The organism is Aurantivibrio infirmus (genome assembly GCF_054767315.1).
Window position 1 is genome coordinate 427,658 of record NZ_BAAFSK010000002.1, and the last position, 19,459, is coordinate 447,116.

At 42.6% G+C, this 19,459-nt stretch carries 16 protein-coding genes and 1 other RNA gene; 12 read left to right on the forward strand and 5 right to left on the reverse strand.

Features of this window, described 5'->3' with window-relative positions:
• Positions 1-49: 49 nt before the first annotated feature.
• From ACYUCY_RS05615 to ACYUCY_RS05625, 3 genes are all read left to right on the forward strand, one after another.
• Positions 50-229, forward strand: a complete 180-nt coding sequence (locus tag ACYUCY_RS05615) for a hypothetical protein (RefSeq protein ID WP_460225474.1) — start codon at positions 50-52, stop codon at positions 227-229.
• Between the two features lie 506 nt (positions 230-735).
• The gene (locus ACYUCY_RS05620; protein ID WP_460225475.1) at positions 736-1,896 is read left to right on the forward strand and encodes a lipase family protein; all 1,161 of its coding nucleotides are present in this window, start codon (positions 736-738) and stop codon (positions 1,894-1,896) included.
• Between the two features lie 346 nt (positions 1,897-2,242).
• Positions 2,243-4,528: a fatty acid cis/trans isomerase gene (locus ACYUCY_RS05625; RefSeq protein ID WP_460225476.1), complete on the forward strand. Its 2,286-nt coding sequence runs from the start codon at positions 2,243-2,245 to the stop codon at positions 4,526-4,528.
• A gap of 34 nt (positions 4,529-4,562) precedes the next feature.
• On the opposite strand, the gene arsB is transcribed toward ACYUCY_RS05625, so the two are convergent.
• Genes arsB through ACYUCY_RS05640 form a run of 3 tightly spaced genes read right to left on the reverse strand, consistent with a single transcriptional unit; the run spans position 4,563 to position 6,440 of the window.
• Positions 4,563-5,606 carry an ACR3 family arsenite efflux transporter gene (arsB, locus tag ACYUCY_RS05630; RefSeq protein ID WP_460225477.1) on the reverse strand — a complete coding sequence of 348 codons (1,044 nt, stop codon included), beginning with the start codon at positions 5,604-5,606 and terminating at the stop codon, positions 4,563-4,565.
• Positions 5,607-6,080: an arsenate reductase ArsC gene (locus ACYUCY_RS05635; protein WP_460225478.1), complete on the reverse strand. Its 474-nt coding sequence runs from the start codon at positions 6,078-6,080 to the stop codon at positions 5,607-5,609.
• A gap of 27 nt (positions 6,081-6,107) precedes the next feature.
• Positions 6,108-6,440 carry a metalloregulator ArsR/SmtB family transcription factor gene (locus ACYUCY_RS05640; protein ID WP_460225479.1) on the reverse strand — a complete coding sequence of 111 codons (333 nt, stop codon included), beginning with the start codon at positions 6,438-6,440 and terminating at the stop codon, positions 6,108-6,110.
• 267 nt (positions 6,441-6,707) lie between these two features.
• Between ACYUCY_RS05640 and ACYUCY_RS05645 the strand changes: the two genes are divergently transcribed.
• The 8 genes from ACYUCY_RS05645 to ACYUCY_RS05680 all read left to right on the forward strand — a co-directional run bounded on the left by ACYUCY_RS05645 (position 6,708) and on the right by ACYUCY_RS05680 (position 15,585).
• Entirely contained in the window at positions 6,708-8,018 is a 1,311-nt protein-coding gene (locus tag ACYUCY_RS05645) for an MFS transporter (protein WP_460225480.1), read from the forward strand.
• A gap of 159 nt (positions 8,019-8,177) precedes the next feature.
• Positions 8,178-9,002, forward strand: a complete 825-nt coding sequence (locus ACYUCY_RS05650) for a putative RNA methyltransferase (protein WP_460225481.1) — start codon at positions 8,178-8,180, stop codon at positions 9,000-9,002.
• A 27-nt stretch (positions 9,003-9,029) separates the two neighbouring features.
• Positions 9,030-9,896, forward strand: a complete 867-nt coding sequence (gene ypfJ / locus ACYUCY_RS05655) for a KPN_02809 family neutral zinc metallopeptidase (protein ID WP_460225482.1) — start codon at positions 9,030-9,032, stop codon at positions 9,894-9,896.
• 475 nt (positions 9,897-10,371) lie between these two features.
• The gene (locus ACYUCY_RS05660) at positions 10,372-11,202 is read left to right on the forward strand and encodes a phosphosulfolactate synthase (RefSeq protein WP_460225483.1); all 831 of its coding nucleotides are present in this window, start codon (positions 10,372-10,374) and stop codon (positions 11,200-11,202) included.
• A complete protein-coding gene (locus ACYUCY_RS05665) occupies positions 11,199-11,942 on the forward strand; it encodes a 2-phosphosulfolactate phosphatase (RefSeq protein WP_460225484.1) in 744 nt (247 codons plus the stop codon). Before ACYUCY_RS05660 ends, ACYUCY_RS05665 begins: the two co-directional genes overlap by 4 nt.
• Positions 11,943-11,966: 24 nt before the next feature.
• Positions 11,967-13,193 (forward strand): carboxylate--amine ligase, encoded by a 1,227-nt coding sequence (locus ACYUCY_RS05670; protein WP_460225485.1) that lies wholly within the window; start codon positions 11,967-11,969, stop codon positions 13,191-13,193.
• Positions 13,194-13,292: 99 nt separating this feature from the next.
• Positions 13,293-14,429 carry a CapA family protein gene (locus tag ACYUCY_RS05675; protein WP_460225486.1) on the forward strand — a complete coding sequence of 379 codons (1,137 nt, stop codon included), beginning with the start codon at positions 13,293-13,295 and terminating at the stop codon, positions 14,427-14,429.
• Between the two features lie 34 nt (positions 14,430-14,463).
• The gene (locus tag ACYUCY_RS05680; RefSeq protein ID WP_460225487.1) at positions 14,464-15,585 is read left to right on the forward strand and encodes an ATP-grasp domain-containing protein; all 1,122 of its coding nucleotides are present in this window, start codon (positions 14,464-14,466) and stop codon (positions 15,583-15,585) included.
• 173 nt (positions 15,586-15,758) lie between these two features.
• Here the strand turns inward: ACYUCY_RS05680 and ssrA are convergent.
• Positions 15,759-16,146, reverse strand: a transfer-messenger RNA (tmRNA) gene (gene ssrA, locus ACYUCY_RS05685).
• An 851-nt stretch (positions 16,147-16,997) separates the two neighbouring features.
• On the opposite strand from ssrA, the gene ACYUCY_RS05690 reads away from it, so the two are divergent.
• On the forward strand, positions 16,998-18,380 hold the full coding sequence (locus ACYUCY_RS05690; protein ID WP_460225488.1) for a Do family serine endopeptidase: 1,383 nt from the start codon (positions 16,998-17,000) through the stop codon (positions 18,378-18,380).
• 27 nt (positions 18,381-18,407) lie between these two features.
• On the opposite strand, the gene ACYUCY_RS05695 is transcribed toward ACYUCY_RS05690, so the two are convergent.
• Positions 18,408-19,382: a calcium/sodium antiporter gene (locus ACYUCY_RS05695; RefSeq protein WP_460225489.1), complete on the reverse strand. Its 975-nt coding sequence runs from the start codon at positions 19,380-19,382 to the stop codon at positions 18,408-18,410.
• Positions 19,383-19,459: the final 77 nt, after the last annotated feature.

Here is a 19,459-nt window from a genome sequence, read left to right on the forward strand (position 1 = left end):
TGGTTGCGCTAGCACAAGCGACGCTGAAGCGCTGAGAACGAGAGCCGCGATGGCGCTTGAGAAACGAAGCACTGAGTTCGGTGATTTTGAATTGTCGTTTACAGAACACTTCTGGATGAGTGTCATTGCTTTCCCCCTATTTTTCTTATTCGCAAAGGTTGGACAGTTTAATTTAGAAATTATCGATATGCTACGACTTAAGGGTCAGTTCGCCGCAATAGTTGGGTAATGAAGTGTGGTATCTGAATAATTTCGATAGCAAAATTGTTCAGAACTTCGCCAATCGTGGCTAATGATAGGGTGCCATGAATTCTGTGACTCAAATCCCCGATTTTCGTAGGTAATTCAATTAGGCTGAATACTCGACCATAACTTGAAAAATTGGACACTTTCTCGGTTTGAGCGCTAAGAGCTTGTGCATTTAAAGTAAACAAGGACGGTTTTAATGATGACGCTCATTCCCAAAATTATTAGCCATATTAATAATCTTCCGATGTTTGTGCAGGTAAGTTTTCACCAAACAACAGCCATCAGCACTCGCTTTAACGCGACTTACTATTTTTCTTCTCTTATTAATTTTCCAAAATTGTTGAGTGAAAAATCCTCGTGATAAACACTTGCGCAGACTAGTGTATTTGAATAGCGCAAGTAAGGAGAATTGAGCTTAGATTTGACAGGATGATTTTCTTTAGGAGAAAAATAAATATTTTCAAACCATCATAAAAGGAATTATGAATGAATACCTTATCACCAAAATTGTCATCTCAGCTCGCAGCAGAAGCTTATACGGTTACGGATCAATTTAAACTAGACGCCTTTTTGCAGCGACCTGAATTTTTAAACTCGGTTGGTGAGGCGCAAAGTGTACGCGCAACTGTTGGTGGTCATTATATAAAATCGAGGGTTGGCTTCGGCGTATGTGCTCGTGGCGCTCGACAATTTAACAATGATATCTTTCTCGTTTTTCGAGGCTCTTCAACGGGCCACTGCGGTTTGGATTGGCTAAGTAACGTGCGCGTGGGTATTGATTCGTCAATTACTGGCTTGCCCGTTCATACTGGCTTTAATGAAATATTTTATAGTTTGCATGCGGAGTTAGAGTTTTTTATTCGTCAACATCGCGATGCTTCAACGGTACACTGTATCGGCCACAGTTCTGGAGGTGCCGTAGCGACCTTAGTCGCTGATTGGGTGCAACATTTTTTTGGTAAAAAAACCATTGTTTATACTTTTGGGGCGCCTAAGGTCGGCTTCGAAAGTTTTGCTAAATCAGTCACCGCCAAATTAGGAGGCGAGAATATCCATCGCGTTTATCATTCTGCAGATCCCGTACCGATGCTTCCTTTGTATCCTTTTCTTCACGCTCCCAGCTCCACTAATGGTTATCAATTGGCTCACCAAGGTGCTGCGGTAAATCATAATTCCCACTTGATGCTAAATTACAGAAAATCTCTTTGCCGGTTCGAACGTTGGCAAGAGGTCATTTGTCCACTCAATATTTGTGGTGATAGTGAAGCGATTGAAAATTGGTTGTGTTCTGATTGCGTTGTCAGCCCTTATGATCCTCAAACCTGGTCGCGGATAAGTGCAAGTTTGGCACTTGTACTCAAAAAAATCGTTAAAGCGAATGCGTCATTACTACAGTTACCAGTCATTGTTGGGCTAACCTTGGCCGATAGGATTGCATGGCTGCTGTCAGAGGGGGTAAAAAAAGCTTTTGATATTGGCGTGTTGATTTTTTATTTGATGCGCAAAATTATGCATGCTTTTGGATTGAGCCCAATGGCAAGCCAAGAGGAACTCAGTTACGAGTTAATGCGGAACACCTTGATGAGAGTCATGAATAAGATCGGTGCCGAGGCGAAGCAAGCCATTGCATGTATGGAGCATAGCTAAAACTTATCAATCTGTTGTTAATAAAAACACACGATACTCGTGAAGAAATCAGCATGCTGACGATGCTGGTCAAACGGATTCCGCCGAGGCTGTGTGTTTTTTTTGTTTCGCAAATTGAGAAATTAAAAGAGATCGCCAAGCTGTTTATAAGTAGAAAGCAATACTTTAAGTGGTGTTGTGATTTCGCTCCTTCAAATGCCTTAGCAGCTGCCATATACTCCTCCCGAAATACAGATATTAAGAATAGAGTTTCTCCGAAATTTAACATCAGCACGGGGTTCGAGTTTTGCTTAGATCAATCGTATTAATTGTATCGGTAAGTATAGTACTTGTGGGTTGCACGATAATGGCGGTTCGTAATCTGAATACGATTTATGGCCCACCGTCGCCTAACAGCGGCAACATTGCGACCAATGAAACTGAGGTGGAATATGAAGAGCATATTCGACCGATCATGGAAAAACGTTGTGTCGTTTGCCATGCGTGTTACGACGCCCCCTGCCAACTGAAGCTCGAATCCTATGATGGTTTGTTGAGAGGTGTATCAAGTAGTCCAGTTTATGACGGTTATCGTTTAACGGAAGCGCCTCTAACTCGTCTTAATCAAGATGCACATAGTGTTGCTGAGTGGCGTGAAAAGGGTTTTGCGCCAGTATTGAATGAGCGAGAAAATTCTCCGCAAGCAAATTTAAATGCGGGTCTTTTGTCCAGAATGTTAAAACTAAAGCAGGATCACCCTTTACCCAAAGAGAAATTGTTACCGAAGACTTTTGAATTGTCTTTAGGGAGGGCATCAAAGTGTCCAAAAATAGAAAACTTCGAAGATTTTGCTGAAGCCTATCCACTTTGGGGTATGCCTTATGGCTTGCCAAATTTACCGGATGAAGAATATGACACCTTGCAAACTTGGTTGGCACAAGGTGCGGTGACTGCTGGGAATCCTCTCGTACTCTCGCGAGAAGAAAAAAATAAGATTGTAGAATGGGAGCAGTTTTTTAACGGGGAATCATTTAAACAGCGATTAAGTGCTCGTTACTTGTATGAGCATCTTTATTTAGCGCATTTGTTTTTTGAAGATGAGGGGCAAGATACAAAATACTTCAAGTTGATTCGATCGAAAACGCCGCCTGGAGAATCCGTTGAAAGAATTAGTACTCGTCGGCCGTACAGCGACCCAAAGGTAGAGAGGGTTTATTATCGGTTAGTTCCAGATACTGAGAGCATAGTTGCTAAGACGCATATGCCCTATGTGTTAAACCAGGATAAAAAAAATAAGTGGGAAAAATGGTTTTTTGACGCTGAGTATAGCGTGGATTCTCTACCTAGTTATGAACCACAAGTTGCATCGAATCCATTTATAACATTTCGGAAAATTCCAATTGACTCACGGTATCGTTTTTTACTCGATGAGGCTCAGTTTACCATCATGAATTTTATTAAAGGGCCTGTTTGTCGTGGTTCAGTTGCACTTGATGTTATTCAAGATAGGTTTTGGGTTTTCTTTGTTGCTCCAGAAAATCAGAGTTCAGCGGAATTTTCTGAATTTCTAGCACGACAAGATAAACATTTACGCATGCCAGCTCAGTCGGGTAGTGCGGTGTGGTCCATTGCAAATTGGCGCGCCTATGCCAAGGCTCAACAAAATTATGTTCATGCCAAGGGAGAGTTTATTGCGAAGAACTACGAAGTATTGAAGCGCGCCAGCCTAGAAGCTGTTTGGGATGGCGGTGGAAGCAATGACAATGCAGCGCTAACAATTTTTCGTCATCACGATAGTGCTACGGTTGTTAAAGGTTTAGTGGGTGATCCGACTAAAACAACGTGGATAATCGATTATCCGATTTTAGAACGAATCCATTATTTACTGGTGGCCGGTTTCGATGTCTATGGAACGGTTTCTCATCAAGCTATGACTAGAATGTATATGGATTTTTTGAGAATGGAATCAGAAATGAATTTTTTGGCGTTTTTGCCAGAAGACAAGCGTCAGGAAGAAGTAAGACATTGGTACCGAGGTGCGCTCGATGAAGTTGAAGAATACCTCTCAGCATACTATGACCACGATATTACCGAGCCGTTGTATGAAAGTAATGGAAGTAATCCTAAGCTCGAATTTTATAATGCGCTAAAAATTCGTTTACAACCCGTGCTTGGGAAAAAATATGCTATTCGATATTCTTCTTTACCATCTCAGGCAAAGTTGGAGCTTGATAAAATTAATACTATTCGTGGGATCGCTGCATCGATAATTCCACAAACAGCCTTTATTAACATTAAAGGTTATGGATTGTTTACCGTGTTGAGTGAAAGCGCGCATACCAATATTGCTTCTATGTTAAATGAAGAAAGTCGCAGACTTCCTGAAGAAGATAGGGTAACTGCCGTAAATGGAATTCTGGGCGCGTATCCCAATGTGTTTTTGGAAATGGAGGTGAACCAAATAGCTGACTTTGTAGATTCTCTAGCGAAACTTAAAAATTCTCAAGATTATGCGCGCCTGCTGGATAAGTTCGGAGTTCGTCGCACCAGCAATCGTTTTTGGGCGCTCAGTGATGAAATACATGAACAATATAAAGAACTAGAACCACTGCGATCAGGAATTTTGGATTACAACCGTTTAGATAATCTTTAGTTACATATAATAGTTAGTGAAGGAAAGTTTATTTTTAGCGAGAACTTTCTGTTACTTTTGCAGCGCCGAACCAATGCCGAGTTCCGTTAGCAAATTTTACTAGCGTTAGCATCACTGGAACCTCCACAAGGACCCCCACGACGGTTGCTAGTGCTGCTCCCGATTGCAAGCCAAACAAAGAAATGGCTACCGCGACGGCAAGTTCAAAAAAATTGGATGTAGCAATCATACAAGCGGGAGCCGCTACGTCGTGTGTTAATCGAATTTTCTTGGCGATTAAGTAAGTGATAAAAAAGATACTATACGTTTGTATGAGTAATGGGATAGCAATGAGCGCGATTGCGAAAGGGTGAGTTATAATGGTGTCCGCTTGCAAGCCAAATAATAATACGATGGTGGCAAGTAACCCAATTATTGATAAGGGCTTAAGTTGTCTACAAAAATTCTCTAAGCCATTTATGTTTTTACTTTTCTCAAATTTGTAACGTGTCAAAACGCCTGCGACAAATGGAAGGAATACGTAAAGGATAATGGATAGTGCCAGTGTTCTCCATGGTACTTCAATGTCAGATATCCCTAACAAAAATGCAGCGATTGGCGCGAATGCAAAGATCATGATAATGTCGTTTACCGTCACTTGCACTAAGGTATAGTTGGCATCGCCATTGGTGAGCTGGCTCCAAACAAATACCATGGCGGTGCAGGGCGCAACGCCGAGCAAAATCATTCCTGCTATATACTCACTGGCGGTGGCCGGTTCAACCCAGGGTACAAATAACACTTTAAAAAATAGCCAGCCGAGGGCGGCCATGGTAAATGGTTTAATCAGCCAGTTGATAATTAACGTTAGAAATATCCCTTTCGGTTTTTGACCAATTTTTTTTATCGATTTTAAATCAACTTGAATCATCATCGGATAAATCATTATCCAAATAAGTGCGGCTATGGGTATGTTGACACTGGCATATTCCAAACTTGCAAAAAAGGAAAATAACGAAGTAAACGAGTTGCCAAATAAAACGCCCGCTAAGATACAAATACCGACCCAAATACTTAAGTAGCGTTCAAAAATACCCATCTAATTAATCTCTGCTATTTGTTTAAGTTCTAATTGCATTTCATTTTTCGTTAATTTTCTATTCACGGTTTCAGTGAGTGCTCGCACCTTATTTTCAATTAGTTTAATTGTGTGAAGGAAGGCTGTTTCAACATCCTCATCATTGCCTTCGGTTTTGGAGGGGTCTTTAATTGGCCAATGCACTTTCAGTGTTTTCCCAATCCAAAGTGGGCATGCTTCTTGTGCTGCTGAATCGCACACGGTAATGACCAGGTCAATTGCATTGGTTGCAAACTCTTCCCAGGATTGGCTTTTGAGGTCGGCGGTTTCGTAACCGCACTCTTTAAGATACTTCAGCGTAAGCGGGTGAACTTCCCCCGCCGGAGCACTGCCTGCGCTATAGGCTACGATATTGCCCCCGGCATTTTTATTGGTAATTGCTTCAGCGAGAATACTTCGGCAGCGGTTGTGCGTGCACACGAATAGAATTTTCATAGAGCCTCTAGAGTAGGATTCGTCGAGCTAGCAATGGTTTGGCCGGTTGCGAATCGCACCAAGCTTTTTAGCTATCGGTTTTAATGCGCCCGAATGAGCGGCGCTGGTTGCTTCGATGACAGATGTAACCCATTTTGGCAATCCCGGTTTTAAGGTGTAATAAACCCATTGTTCTTGCCGGCGATCAGAGAGTAATCCGCAATTGCGTAGTTGCGCTAAATGCCGTGATATTTTGGGTTGGCTTTCTCCCATAGCCTCGACGAGCTCACAAACGCAAACTTCGCCCTCAAGGGATATGAGCAGCGTGCAGTTCAGCCGAGTTTGGTCTGATAGGCATTTGAAAAGCGTAACTGGGTCCATTGTTGGGTCCGTTTTGGGTTTTTGCATATACTAATATATGGATATCCATATATTCAATACCAGCAACAAAAATTTAATATTTTGAGGTAGTTCCGTCGCTTATAGCTAGCATAGATGGTTTTTATCTTAGGGGGAGTTGAGGTGTTGAGAATGCGTCGTATCTTCGAGCTTTGCTTTCCTTAAATAATATATTGTTTACATTAATTATTTTCTGTCGTGTACTAGCGCTTAGATTAATAATTTTAAAAATTTTCCAAAGCGATCTCAATGTCAGAAGTTTTTATCGAAAACGAAAATAAAACGGAACTTTTTTTCGGCTGGAAGGTCGTCGCTGCATTCTTAGTAGTTCTTACTTTTACTTCAGGTCTTAGTTTTTATAATCACGCAATAATTCTCAATGCACTTTCGCAGCAGCCGGCGTTTTCCGTTCAATCGGCCTCGATTGCCGTGTCGGTATTTTTCATTAGTGGTGGTTTTACCGGTTTGTGGGTTGCCAAAATGTTGGCAAACTCAGATGCAAGAGTGTGTATTACCTTTGGCGCTATTATTAGTTTTATTTCTTTAACCGCGCTATCTTTTGTAAAAACGAATGCACAGCTTTATGCGGTGTATGTTTTATTTGGCGTTGGCTTTTCCGCTTCAGGATTAATTCCCGCGACAACGCTAGTTACGCGATGGTTTAAACGCAGGCGATCGGTTGCTTTATCTATTGCAAGTACCGGTTTGTCCTTAGGAGGTGTTGTCCTTACCCCTATTTCAGCATTACTGGTCGAAAATTTTGGTTTGTCAAAAGCTGCTCCGATGATGGGAATGATGTATTTGTTGGGGACTATCCCTATTGCGTGGTTATGGATTCGCCCGAGTCCCGAGTCGATGGGCTTGCAGGTGGATGGAGATTGCCATGCAACGAGAAGTGTTAAAGATAAAGAGAGAGAGTTGCTTAGCTCCGCAGTTGTGAGTCCTGCTGTTATGAATCCTACTGCTGTACGAGCCAGTGATGGCATTAGCTTTCGCGAGGCGCGTCGGGGTGGTTTTTTTTGGGGAGTGAGTTTTTCATATATATTTTTGATGATGGCACAGGTCGGTGGAATTGCGCATCAATATGGTTTGGCGAAAGAATCTTTGACCGAGCAACAAACAGTTATGGCGGTAGCAATACTACCTATCGCAAGTATTATCGGGCGTTTAGTGGGCGGGTGGTTGATTGAGCAGTTTTCGATTCGAGCTTTTGCAGTACTGATGATGATTTTACAAGTGTTGTCTCTGTCACTCCTGTCCCTTGGTTTTGGCTTGGCCACACTTTGTATTGGTCTGGCTCTGTTTGGGATTACTGTCGGCAATTTGTTGATGTTGCAGCCTTTGCTGATCGCAGAAGCATTTGGCTTGAAGCAATACGCTAGAATATTTTCGGTGAGCAATTTAATGACTTCTTGGGGAACGGCTTGTGGGCCTGCTTTGTTGGGTTGGGTTTACACCTTAAGCTCTCAATCTTACAGTGTTCCGTATTTGGTAGCCGCTGCGGCTGGGTCATTAGGCTTGATTTGCTTTTATTTGGGCGGGCCAATGCGAAAGGTTTAGCGAACTTAAGTATCGATTTTGACTGAGCTAAAACATATTTAGTATCACTACAAATTAGAACTGTAAGGCCAGATTTTTTTCAGTAACTTACTTCTTATTCCTCTATAATCTCCCCTCGTCATCTCTCTTAAACACATTACTCTCCTCGAAAGCACGACTATGTCTATCTGGATTTGTCCCGTATGCGCTGCTCCCTTGATTCAAGAAAAGTCTGCGTGGCTGTGTAGCAACAAGCATAGTTTTGATCAAGCAAAAGAAGGGTATGTGAATTTATTGTTGGCAAATCAAAAAGGAAGTAAATTGCCCGGCGACTCGCCAGAAATGCTAAAGGCGCGGCGAGAATTTTTAAGCGGCGGTTATTATGAAAACGTTGCAAAAAAGCTCGCTGAGATTATCGAACAATTAAAATTTAATCGTACGGACAGTGAGCCATGTCAGTTGGTCGATAGTGGTTGTGGCGAGGGTTACTATTTAGATTTCCTTCAGAAAAATTTGTCCAGGCCTATAGAATTTTCTGGGCTAGATATTGCAAAAGACGGCGTGCGTCTAGCTGCCAAGAACTTCCCAGCTGCAACATGGGTTTGTGGAAGCGCTGCACGTCTGCCAATAGCCAGTGCTAGTCTCGATTATCTGTTAAGAATATTTGCGCCTGGTGACGACGCAGAAGTCCAACGTTGTTTAAAAGATGACGGAAAGTTAATCGTATTGAGTCCGGCGGGGAACCATTTGCGTGAGATTAAACAATTCTTATACGACGAAGTGCGTTTACATTCTAAGCCCAAAAATATTCCAGGTTTTTCCCTGTGCTCGCAAGATCAAGTTGAGTATGTTTTAAATCTACAGGGCTCTTCCGTAATTAAAAACCTCTTGGCGATGACACCCTTTTTTTGGCAAAGTAGTTATTCCGCGCGAAGTGAGTTGCTGAAGCTGAATGAGTTGGCTGTAACCGTCCACGTTTTTATTAGTCAGTATGAGAAAGTATAATTTTTTAATACGTTGAATTTGGAGACAATGATGAAATGGAGAAATCGTAGAGCCAGTCGCAACGTCGATGACCGTCGAGGACAAAGAGTATCTAGAGGTCGCGGGCGTGCAACCAAAGGTGGCGGGATCTTAACTATCGTTATAGTTTTAGTTGCTATGTATTTTGGCGTTGACCCTAGAATGGCACTGCAGTTCTTAGAGGGTGGTTCGCAATCAACCACAAGCACTGCACCTTCGAACTATCAAGCAACACCAGAAGAAAACCAACTCGCCGAATTTGTGTCCGTTGTGTTAGCCGATACTGAGGACGTTTGGCATAAGCAATTCCAACGAATGGGAGTGACTTATCAAGAACCGGTTTTAGTTCTGTTTTCTGGGAGTGTGAATTCTGCTTGCGGTTCCGCGAGTTCTGCGATGGGTCCTTTTTATTGTCCAGCCGATAGCAAAGTATATATTGATCTTAGTTTTTATCGCGATCTACGTTCACGGCACGGTGCACCAGGTGACTTCGCCCAAGCTTATGTCATTGCTCATGAGGTTGGACATCATGTACAGCATTTGCGTGGCATATCTGATCGAGTTCATCGGGTTAAGCAGGCAATGAGTAAAACCGAGGCGAACGCCCTATCGGTACGTTTGGAATTGCAGGCAGATTGTTTGGCGGGGGTGTGGGCAAACAACACGCAAACGGCTAAACAAGTTTTGGAGCAGGGCGATCTTGAGGAAGCGCTCACCGCCGCCAGTGCTATCGGCGATGATCGTTTACAAAAACAAGCGACGGGCCGCATCACTCCAGAATCATTTACTCACGGGACATCGGAGCAGAGGGTATCTTGGTTTAAAAAAGGATTTCAAACTGGATCCTTTAATGCGTGTGACACTTTTGTGAACTGAGAAACGGCGCTAGCATCTGGGAGACGAGAAAGGTTTAAGGTGGATGTGTATAATGCTCGGACGGCGACATTTAAGAATGGATTTTGTGATCTGAATGATTTTGGGGCATGTTGGGAAAGGGAGATAGGGGGCAACTCGTTGGGCAAATAATCTTCTGATGGTAAGGTGATTCGCTTACTGTCTTGCATCTATCCACCTTATGTAAGGTTTCGTCACAAATCCAGTTTCATTTCTTTTGATATTAATGATAATAAGCTCTTAAATTATCTGCACTAACGCTAACGCTAACGGTAATGATAATGATTCCCGTTAATGATTCGTGAAGGCCGCTACGCTCATTTAGAGGATCTTGTTAACAAAGGGAATGATTCCCTTGGAGCAACCTGAGAACTCTAAAATTGTTTTATTTCGATAGTGCGTGTTTATAGAACACGCATTTTTTATGTGATTTGTTGTTGGAATTTTGGAGTTAATAATGTCGAGAAGTTCTAAATTAGATCAAGCGACAGCTAACTATCTGCAGGCGATTGGTGTGCCAGATATTCCGCCGAAAACGCTCGCTTTTGATCCCGGTTACGATGTGGCAACGGTGGTTAGTCATATAGAGCAAAGTGGACATCTGATGTCTTCTCTAAAATTATCCATGGCTTGTTGGCAAGTTTGTAATCAAGATGCGACGCTAGCGAAAATAGCTGCTGCGAGAAAAAACAATGTGCCTGTTTGCACAGGCGGTGGACCGTTCGAAGTTGCGACTGCATGCAATAAGTTGCCGGAGTATTTGGATCTATGTGCTGAGTTGGGTTTCACTCGGATCGAAGCGGGTTCAGGGTTTATTGATTTACACCTCAGTGCAAAACAAGTGCTAGCAATGGCTGACGAGCGTGGTCTTGAAGTTCATTTTGAAGTAGGCGAAAAACATACCGGTTCGTTTACCCCTCAAGTTGTTGCTGAGATTATTGATCAAGGTAAAGAGTGGATGGATGCGGGTGCAAAGCAACTCGTTGTTGAAGCTCGTGAGAACGCAGAAAACGTTGGCCTGTTTGATGCTAGTGGTAATTTAGATTTAAAAGGCGCCGACACAATCGTCGATGCTTTTGGACTCGATGTAATTGTTTTTGAAGCGCCCAATAAAGCTAGCCAGTTCGCGTTTATTCGACACTATGGCCCAACAGTTGAGCTGTGTAATGTTCGTTTAGAGGAATTATTGCGCGTGGAAATATATCGTCGTGGTCTGCATTCCGATGCATTCATGCATGACAACTTGCGCCCTAAAGGTGCGACTTCGACAGGTGCTGATTTAAAATGAGTAAGACGTTTGTTATTGATTGCTATGCAGAAAATAAAAATAAATACCCTGTAGATTACGCAATTGTTGCTATTGATGTTATTCGTGCAACAACGACGGCAACGACAGCCTTATATTTAGGGCGAGAAATGTATCCCGCTGGCAATGCTGATGAAGCTATTGTGTTGGCAAAAACATTGAAAGATCCCTTGTTGTTAGGAGAGATGGGTGGCCATGTCCCCTACGGTTTTGATCTAACTAATAGCCCTGTGCAAGTGATGGCGCTTTCAAATATACCCTCGGGTTATTTTACGAATGCTAAGCGTCCGTTGATTTTAGTGTCGTCTTCGGGAATGCCTTTAGTGATGAGCGCGATTAATAATACCGCTTGTTATCTCGCGTGCCTCAGAAATTATAAAGCGGTGGCTAAGCATATTAGTCAACGTTACAACAAAATTGCTGTTATAGGAGCGGGAACTCGTGGTGAGTTTCGAATGGAAGATCAAATTGGATGCGCCTGGGTCGGCAAACAATTGTTAAATTTGGGATACGAGCCAGAAGACGAGCGAACACAGGAAATTGTCGATAAATGGGATGGATGTGATCCCGATGTTATTCGCAAGGGTAATAGCGCTGAATATTTAAGGCGTTCAGGTCAGGTGCATGACTTAGAATTTGTTTTGCATCACGTTGATGATCTTTCTGTAGTCCCAAAATTTTTAAACGATCATTTTGAAGATGCTCAACATTTAGATTATTAAAGTATCGAAGTACATAGGACGGATATGAGTAAAGATTATGGAAGAAACTGGGATACCCCGGTTTTAATTTTAAACTGCAAAATTGGTGCGCTCGCAATTATGAGAACGCTGGGCAGTTTGGGTGCTCCCATTTACGGTATTGATGAAAAGAGTAGTTCTCCTGAGCTAAAATCTCGCTTTCTAAAGCGCTCGTTTGTAAAAAAACTAGATCCCAATAATCCTCGCGAATATTTAGATTTTGTTTTGGAAGTTGCTGAAATCATTGGGCAAAAATCCATACTCATCCCCACCTCTGACGAACTATCAGTCTTTGTTGCTGAGTATGGGGAAGAGCTAAAAGAATTTTTTATGTTTCCGAGTAATAGCGGTGAATTGCTCGATCAATTGGCCGACAAACGAAAAATGTTTGCTTTGGCGCTAGAAAACAACGTACCCACTCCACACATTGTTTGTCCGCAAAATTTAGAAGATGTAAAGGCAGCCTTAACGCAAGTTCAGTTTCCGATCATGCTGAAAGCGATCGACGGTAACAAGTTGTTTGCTCGCACCGGCGTAAAGATGGTGATTGTCGAAACAGAAGAAGAGTTGTTTAAGCAATATGAATTGCTAGAAGATCCGGAAGATCCCAATCTCATGTTGCAGGAGTTGATTCCCGGCGATGACGATCAAGTTTATATCTTTAATGGATATTTTAACGAGCAATCCGATTGTTTGGCGGCGTTTACAGGACATAAAGTTAGGCAGTATCCCATTCACGTTGGTTGCGCTTCTTTGGGCGAATGTCGTTGGCATGAGCGCGTTGCAGAAAAAACCCAGGCATTAATGAAGGCCGTTGGTTATCGTGGAATTCTGGATATCGGTTATCGCTTAGACCCGAGAGATGGTAGATATAAAGTATTAGATATTAATCCTCGTGTTGGTCAAGCATTTAGAATATTTGTAGCCGAGAATAATATGGACGTAATACGTAGTTTATATTTAGATTTAACTGGACAAAGTCAGCCAGAGATAAAGCCAGTCGAAGGACGCAGGTGGCTCATCGAAGATTATGATTTTGTGTCCTCTTGTGACTATTTTAAAGAAGGCTCGCTGAAATTTGTCGATTGGATAAAGTCATTTAAAAGTGTGAAAGAGGGAGCATGGTTTAGTTGGAAAGACCCTGTACCGTTTTTATATATGAAGGTGCGATTTATTTTTCAAATTATGACTTCTATACGAAAAAAAATGAGAGCGATGTTGAATAGTAACTAGAGATAATTAAAGCAGCATGCTGCTAAAAAAATGCCCGAAATATTAGTACCTCCGAACTAAAAATGTTCTATCGTTTTCTCCTTGTGTTAGGAATCCTACATGTCGCAAACTAAGGAATTTAGTCTCGCTGCGATGGGAGACATCATGTTGGATCGCGAAGTCGGCGAGCACTTTGTCCACGCACCTGAAGATTTTCAGTTTAATGAAATTCGAGAAATGATCGGCCACAATGACCTGGTGTTGGCTAATCTGGAAAATCCCGTTGGTACCCGCGGCGCGCCACACCCCAAACAAGACCCCCATGTCGCCTTTCGTTGCCACCCCCGCACGCTGCCAGTATTAAAAAATTTAAGTGTAGATGTAGTGACTCTCGCGAACAATCACCTTCTCGATTATGGTGAGGAAACACTAAGCGACACCTTGCGACATCTTGATGATGCAGGTATTAAACATCTTGGTGCTGGTAACAATTACGAAGAAGCTAACCGTCCCGTAAAGATAAATCTTAATGGGATCGATGTCGCCATCTTGTCATCCGTAATGATTTATTCGGCAAGCACTGAGCGTGCAAAGGGCAATAAGCCGGGCGTTGCGGACTATCGAATTGCTCCGCTTATACGTCAAGTTAAATCGTTAAAGCAAGCAGGGTACGTTGTCCTCGTTACGATACATTGGGGAATAGAATATTGTTTGTATCCAATTCCCTATCAGCGTGAGCAAGCGAAAAGAATGATCGATGCGGGAGCCTCTTTGGTATTGGGGCATGGCCCGCACTTTCCTCAAGGTATAGAGAAATATGGATGCGGGGAGATAGTCCATAGTTTGGGTAATTTTATCTTTGACGAACCGTACCCTAACGCGAGAAGAAGTTTTATTTACAGCGCCGTGATCAATGAACATGGTGAACTTACTAGTAGAAAAATTTATCCGGTAACACTGTTAAATCATATACCGGTTCTTGATAAACATTCTGGATTTAATCGAACCGAGTTGTTAGTAAATCATTTTATCGAATTATACAATCGAAAAAGCAAGAAGTTTTGGAAGAAAATTAACAGTCGATGGTTATCTGATATCGTATGGCGAATATCTTGGATGAAATCAATCAAATTTGCATTTTTACCACCCGTATCTTTTTACTTCTCAGTAGGGTTGGGAAATATTCTAAAAAAACTAAAACTGAAGAATCTTTGGTGGGCTTTTAAGGGTGTGCTAGGGAAGATATTCAAGCGATAGCTGATGTTGATTAACGAGCTTTAGGGGCAGTTTTATGAAACGCATATTGTTTATGAGTGAGGAAGAAGCGAGGACCACACTGTATTGTGCAGGTCTCTCAGGCGACTATGAGTTTTATGTTGTTGGTAACCTTGAAAAAAATAAAACTATTCAATTTCATCCAATGTGCGCCAAGTTTATTCCATTAAACGCGGAACTTGGCAAAGGGTGTGATTCAGCTAAGGTAGTTGATGAGTTGATAGAGATAATCAAGCGAGATTCTATTGATATATTGTTGCCAGTTAGTATCACCTGTATGCAGGTAGTGGATGAGTTTAAAGAGAAGCTACGTGCATTAGTATTGATAGCACCGTTCCCAGATAGCGACTGTGTTCGCTTGTTAGATGATAAATACAATTTTTATTTGTTTTGTAAAGAAAATGGTATAGCTCACCCCGAATCTGCATATGTTGAAAATTCTTTAGCGATTGATCCTGAAAATCCTGCGATTCCTTATCCCTTACTGATTAAGCCCACACTAGGTGCTGGTGGTTTCGATACCTTAATTTTTTGTAAAACTAAATCCGATATGGATAAGTTTCTCGCCAAACCATCGGAAGAGAAAGAAAAATATTTTCCAGCTTTATTGCAAGAGTTTTTTGAGGGCGAGGATATTGATTTCAATGGTTTTTCGGTGGATGGTAAAGTTATCGCTTCTTCGGTTATGCGCACCGATTTTTACGAAGATGATATTAGCTTAAGTTTTACCAGCTTTGTTAAGAATGACGATGTTGATGCTTTAGGCAGAAAAATATTAGAAGTCAGTAAGTATTCTGGCCCCACAAATATTGATATGCGAATTCGCGCATCGGACGGAAAGTTAATGTTAATCGAGGTTAATCCGCGCTATTGGGCGAGAGTAATGGTCTCATTAATGGACGGAATGAACTTTGTGGAAGCAGGGATTAAAACTACCCTCGGCGAAGAAGTAGATCTGAGATCAAAATGCCCAAATAAAATTTGGATATCCTATATGGGGATTTTTGTCAAAGCGATACTTAAAGGCAAGCTGTCCTACTTAAAATATTTTTTCATGCTCAGTACTGAGCAGATTCGATATATTATTTTTAATAAGAAGTTTTATAAATATGCTAATAAGATGTTGGGGGAAAAATAAAGAATTCTTCTGGGGTTGGGAGTTTTTCTCGACCGCCAAGGATGGCGGAAGTGCAGAAAATGCAGGAGCAATTTTCTGCCTGACTTGTGAGCCCAGAGCAAATTTACTTCAAGTCCTACAGCTATACCAAATAAAAAAGCCCAGCCTGAAAAATCAGGCTGGGCTTTTTTATTTGGTGGAGGCGGCGGGAATTGAACCCGCGTCCGTCAGTACTCCGCTCAGTGCTCTACATGTTTAGATTCCGTCAATTAATTTAGCGCTTAACAGCCCGACGGGCAGGACGTTAATTGCGATCCTGTAAAAGTTTAGTGGTTCCACCCCAGGCTTGTTTCACCACGATCCAATTCTATATGACAGTCAGTAGCGCGGTATTGGCACCTTGCTAAAGACCGCTAGCGGCGTACCACTAGAAGTGCTTCATAACTGCTTACGCAGCTAGTTGGGCACCGTAGTTGTCATCATTGGCAACTAATAAAATGCAGCTTTGGATTAACGTGATTGGCTACCATCACGACATGCACATCTGAGTTTTGTTACCGGCGTCGAATCCAAATCGCCCCCAATTCTTCGATATATTGCTTCATGCTGCGTTGCGCTTCAGCTTCGAAAATGCTCAGGTACTTTGCGTACCTTGCGCTTTTCTCACTTCACGCGCCTTGCCTGAAGCAATATCTCTGTGAATTGATTCCTTCACATATTGCTTCATGCTGCGTTGCGCTTCAGCTTCGAAAATGCTCAGGTACTTTGCGTACCTTGCGCTTTTCTCACTTCACGCGCCTTGTCTGAAGCAATATCTCTGTGAATTGATTCCTTCACATATTGCTTCATGCTGCGTTGCGCTTCAGCTTCGAAAATGCTCAGGTGCTTTGTGTACCTTGCGCTTTTCTTACTTCGCGCGCCTTGCCTGAAGCAATATCTCTGTGAATTGATTCCTTCACATATTGCTTCATGCTGCGTTGCGCTTCAGCTTCGAAAATGCTCAGGTACTTTGTGTACCTTGCGCTTTTCTTACTTTGCGCGCCTTGCCTGAAGCAATATCTCTGTGAATTAGAATTCTCGTCATTCCCTTGAGACCCACCCATTTAGACCTGGGTCTTATGGACGGTCAGCCATTGTAGGTTATCTAGAGATATGGGGGTAGTTGATTGTGGTTCAAGGCCATAAATTGTGGGTTCAAGGGTATTTTGGGCTTGAAATTGGGGTCTGAGGCCGCAAATCTAGGTTTTTACTGCTGGTTTTGCGGATATAGCCTGGTTTTTCGGAACTCTTTCTGGCTTCTGCGTCCCAATGCGTTGCGATTATGATCTGGGATTATTGGGTAGCAGAATTGAAATAGCTATTGCCAATATCCCTCGATCTAAACCATTGTTAGAAAATTACTTTAAAAGACAGACTCACTTGGAGAGTTAGGAATGATAAGTTTGGCGCAGTCTAGAAAATTTATTGTTGCTGCAATTGCTTTTTTTATTGGTTCATTTTTCATTTCATCTCAAGTTGGCGCTGCCTTGCCGACACATGATTCTGATGGTGATGAATTACCGTCTTTAGCGCCGATGTTAAAACAGGTTAATCCGGCGGTTGTGAATATTTCTACTTTTTCAACTCAGCAAACCTATAACCCATTGCGTAACGATCCTTTTTTTCAAAACTTTTTTAATCTTCCGGAGCGGCGTTATCGACGAGCACCGCAAAAGCGTCAGCAAAGTGCAGGTTCCGGGGTAATTGTTGATGCTGAAAATGGCATTGTTATTAGTAATTATCATGTAGTGAAAGGTGCTGATGAAGTTCAAGTGTCCCTTGTCGATGGTAGAAATTTCAATGCGACGGTTAGGGGCGTTGATCCTGAACTTGATATTGCCGTATTAGAAATTGAAGCGAAAGATTTAACAGCGGTTAAGTTAGCGGATTCCAATACCTTGGAAGTTGGAGATTTTGTTATCGCCATTGGCAATCCCTTTGGTATCGGCCAAACCGTGACGACGGGAATAGTGAGTGCGTTAGGGCGAACCGGTCTGGGGATCGAAGGTTATGAAAATTTTATTCAAACCGATGCGTCGATTAATCCAGGAAATTCCGGTGGCGCACTGGTTAATTTACGCGGTGAGTTAATCGGCATTAACACTGCGATTATTGCCCCCTCTGGTGGAAATGTCGGTATTGGTTTTGCGATTCCTATGAATATGGCGCGATCGAGTGCGGATCAAATTTTAGAGCACGGCGCTGTTCGGCGTGGCGATATTGGCATCAGTACACAGGATATCACGCACGAATTACGCGAAGCGTTTAATCTCGCCAATGGTCAGGTCGGCGTTTTAATTACCGATGTTGAAAAAAATTCTCCCGCGGAAAAAGGCGGCTTACGTTCTGGTGATATTATCTTGTCGATAGATAATGACCTTACACGTTCTACTTCACAATGGCGTAGCCAATTGGGAGTAAAGGCTATCGGTGAGGAAGTGGCCTTATCGATTTTTCGTGAGGGTCGGCAGAAAAACATTAGAGTCGAAATTGGGCCGCCACGACAATTGTTGTCGGAGAACGGACAGATCCATCCTTTGCTTGACGGCATCCGTTTTGAAGAAGTTCCTGATAGCAAAGGCGTGTTAGTAATTGGCCTGTCGCCACGCTCACCAGCAGCCTATAGCGGTCTACGTCCCGGCGATGTTATTTACGGTGTGAATCGAGTGCGGGTTTCAGATTTTGAAAGTCTAGTGAAAGCAGTCCGCCGCAATCGACGAGAAATATTAGTAGAGATTAATCGTAGTGGGCAATCTTATTACGTCGTCATTCGCTAACTATTTTTTTAGTTATGGTATAAAAAATCAAACTGCGGAAATGACGACATAAATTAGCCACGAAGTGTAGGCGATAAAAATACTCAACAGCACACCACCTTCGATTCGGTTAATTTTCTTTGGCCCTTTAAAGCCAAAACAAAAAATTAATAGCAGTAAGGTCATGCCGCAGAGCACGAAGGTGTCGCGAGTGATAACTTCTGCAGGCGCTTTCATTGGTTGAATAACACCAGCTAACCCAACAACGGCAAGCGTGTTAAATAAATTCGAACCAATCACATTCCCGAGTACAAGGTCGTGTTGGTTTTTTCGCAAGGCGGCAAGAGAAGAAGCCAGTTCTGGAGCGGAAGTGCCGATTGCAACGACGGTTAAGCCGATGATTAAGTCGCTAACACCTAAAGCAGAAGCAACGCCACTCGCTCCCCAAACCAAGGATTTCGAGCTGGCTGCGAGAACAACGATACCGACGGCTAGCCAAGCCAGTGCGTGTTTCAGTGGCATTTCATGGGCAGCTAAGTCACGTTCGACATCGGCGCTCAAGCCATCGGGAGAATGTTTAATACCTTGGCGAATTGTCCAGCCCATGACGCTAGCAAAAACCAACAGCATAACGATTGAATCGATGCGGGTAACGTCTAAATCCCAAACTGCCCAGGTGAGCACAAGCGTCACAAACAGTAAGATAGGTAATTCTTTTTTGAGTACTTGAGAGTGAACAGCAATAGGGCTTAATAATGCGGTAAAGCCGAGAATAAGACCGATATTGGCAATATTAGAGCCATAGGCATTACCTAGTGCGATGCCGGGATTACCTTCTAGAGCGGAGCTAGCGGAAACGACGAGCTCAGGTGCCGAAGTTCCGAAACCAATGATGACCATGCCGATAATAAGAGGGGGTACATGGAAGTGAGCAGCAGTTGCCGCCGCGCCATCGACAAATTTATCAGCACTCCAAACCAGTGCGGCAAGACCAATAATTATTGCTATTATCTCTAAAAACATTTCTACCTAACTTAAATCAATGAATTGAACGCGCATGTTTTAAAAATGCGAATTATGAACTAGACACTCGTATTTTG

Bases quoted from the DNA above. Each gene is read 5' to 3' on its own strand.
- ACYUCY_RS05615 (WP_460225474.1), top strand. From the start codon at position 50: ATGGCGCTTGAGAAACGAAGCACTGAGTTCGGTGATTTTGAATTGTCG.
- ACYUCY_RS05620 (WP_460225475.1), top strand. From the start codon at position 736: ATGAATACCTTATCACCAAAATTGTCATCTCAGCTCGCAGCAGAAGCT.
- ACYUCY_RS05625 (WP_460225476.1), top strand. From the start codon at position 2,243: ATGGCGGTTCGTAATCTGAATACGATTTATGGCCCACCGTCGCCTAAC.
- arsB (WP_460225477.1), bottom strand. From the start codon at position 5,606: ATGGGTATTTTTGAACGCTACTTAAGTATTTGGGTCGGTATTTGTATC.
- ACYUCY_RS05635 (WP_460225478.1), bottom strand. From the start codon at position 6,080: ATGAAAATTCTATTCGTGTGCACGCACAACCGCTGCCGAAGTATTCTC.
- ACYUCY_RS05640 (WP_460225479.1), bottom strand. From the start codon at position 6,440: ATGGACCCAGTTACGCTTTTCAAATGCCTATCAGACCAAACTCGGCTG.
- ACYUCY_RS05645 (WP_460225480.1), top strand. From the start codon at position 6,708: ATGTCAGAAGTTTTTATCGAAAACGAAAATAAAACGGAACTTTTTTTC.
- ACYUCY_RS05650 (WP_460225481.1), top strand. From the start codon at position 8,178: ATGTCTATCTGGATTTGTCCCGTATGCGCTGCTCCCTTGATTCAAGAA.
- ypfJ (WP_460225482.1), top strand. From the start codon at position 9,030: ATGATGAAATGGAGAAATCGTAGAGCCAGTCGCAACGTCGATGACCGT.
- ACYUCY_RS05660 (WP_460225483.1), top strand. From the start codon at position 10,372: ATGTCGAGAAGTTCTAAATTAGATCAAGCGACAGCTAACTATCTGCAG.
- ACYUCY_RS05665 (WP_460225484.1), top strand. From the start codon at position 11,199: ATGAGTAAGACGTTTGTTATTGATTGCTATGCAGAAAATAAAAATAAA.
- ACYUCY_RS05670 (WP_460225485.1), top strand. From the start codon at position 11,967: ATGAGTAAAGATTATGGAAGAAACTGGGATACCCCGGTTTTAATTTTA.
- ACYUCY_RS05675 (WP_460225486.1), top strand. From the start codon at position 13,293: ATGTCGCAAACTAAGGAATTTAGTCTCGCTGCGATGGGAGACATCATG.
- ACYUCY_RS05680 (WP_460225487.1), top strand. From the start codon at position 14,464: ATGAAACGCATATTGTTTATGAGTGAGGAAGAAGCGAGGACCACACTG.
- ACYUCY_RS05690 (WP_460225488.1), top strand. From the start codon at position 16,998: ATGATAAGTTTGGCGCAGTCTAGAAAATTTATTGTTGCTGCAATTGCT.
- ACYUCY_RS05695 (WP_460225489.1), bottom strand. From the start codon at position 19,382: ATGTTTTTAGAGATAATAGCAATAATTATTGGTCTTGCCGCACTGGTT.